This is a genomic window from Ruegeria sp. AM1 (assembly GCF_056540745.1).
Genome location: NZ_JBQFXH010000042.1, coordinates 1 through 801, shown reverse-complemented (window position 1 = coordinate 801; position 801 = coordinate 1). Strand labels below are relative to the sequence as shown.

Here is an 801-nt window from a genome sequence, read left to right as displayed (position 1 = left end):
GTTTCGACTCTGAGAGAGGAGGTCGGAGTAGACTGCGCAGGCTTGTTGCCCGGCCCCAAAAGCCGCAACGACGCGGGTGCTGAGCGGGCTCAGACCCGTACAATGGAACGTCTGGCCGGGGCTTGCGAAACTATCCTGCAGAAATCAACAGGCGCGTTGATCGCAATCGCACCGCTTTCATCTGGTCTGAAGGTCGAGACCGATTTGCCGCTGGACCTTGCTGAACGCCTGTCCCGCGATGGGTCAAAGAAGGTATTGGTGATTTATCAGGATGCGTCGGCGCAAGCGCTGCCCGTAAGTAAATCAACAGCTGTTGAAATCGCCAGCCTGCAACATGTGTTGGAGACTGTTTTTGGGCGCGACCAAACACAACTGCAGGGCGCAGACCTTACTATGTTGGTCAGTGAGTTGCGCAGCAAATTCAGTTTTGTTCTGTTCGCGCTCAGGCCTCTGAGCCAAGCCACCGCTTCTGATATTCTTGCGCAAGAGTGCGATGCCACACTGCTTCGCATCCAGTGGGGCAAGGCGTTGCCTGGTTTTATCTCTGACGCGTTGATGGATCATCCCCGCTTCAGAGACGCATTGATCACAACGGTTCTGGAAGAGGCCAACCTGGCGCTGGCCCGGCGCTATATCAGCCCCGGTAGCTATGAGGAGCTTCAGATCAATGCTTAGAAACCGCCGTCTCCGAATGATTGCCTGGCTCGTTTCATGTGCGCTGGCGCTGAACGCAACGCACTGGAATGTGGTTGCCGCGCAATCACAGCCCGAGCCTCGGACGGACACTGAAACCATTGCACC

Annotated in this window: 1 protein-coding gene; it reads left to right on the top strand. The window is 56.4% G+C overall.

Annotation, left to right across the window (positions count from 1 at the left end):
* Positions 1-675 (top strand): hypothetical protein (locus ACR0I7_RS20085; RefSeq protein ID WP_480514149.1); only part of this gene is annotated, 675 nt, incomplete at its 5' end.
* Positions 676-801: the final 126 nt, after the last annotated feature.